Source organism: Kitasatospora arboriphila (genome assembly GCF_039528095.1).
In the GTDB taxonomy this organism is placed as follows: Bacteria; Actinomycetota; Actinomycetes; order Streptomycetales; family Streptomycetaceae; genus Kitasatospora; species Kitasatospora arboriphila.
The window spans coordinates 1-541 of record NZ_BAAALD010000309.1; the positions used below are offsets into that span (position 1 = coordinate 1).

The 541-nt window shown below is 59.7% G+C and carries 1 protein-coding gene; it reads left to right on the plus strand.

Annotated features, from left to right (window positions below; translation table 11 throughout):
• Nucleotides 1–86: 86 nt before the first annotated feature.
• The coding region (locus ABD353_RS40135) for an HAD family hydrolase (RefSeq protein ID WP_344628627.1) at nt 87–541 on the plus strand (455 nt) is incomplete at its 3' end.

Genomic DNA, 541 nt, shown 5'->3' on the forward strand with positions numbered 1-541 from the left:
GTTTGTTGCCGGTTCGGCGATCTTCGGTCAGCCGGACTACAAGCAAGTCATTGATCAAATGCGTAGTGAATTAGCGAAGGTGAGTCATGGATAAATTACAGGCGATCCGCGGCATCGCATTTGATCTCGACGGCACGCTGGTGGACAGCGCGCCGGGTCTAACCTCGGCGGTTGATAACGCCCTGTACGCCCTGGGGCTGCCGGTGGGGGGAGAAGAACGCGTTATCACCTGGATCGGTAACGGCGCCGATGTCCTGATGGAGCGGGCGCTGACCTGGGCTCGTCAGGAGCGAGCAACGTTACGTGCGGCGATGGGTAAGCCTTCCGTCGACGATCATGATATTCCGCAAGACGAGCAGCTGCGCATTTTGCGTAAACTGTTTGACCGCTATTACGCCGAAGCGGCGGAAGAGGGCAGTTTCCTGTTCCCGGCGGTGGCCGATACGCTCGGCGCGCTGTATGCCAAAGGCCTGCCGCTGGCGCTGGTTACCAATAAGCCGACGCCGTTTGTCGCCCCGCTGTTGGACGCGCTCGATATTGC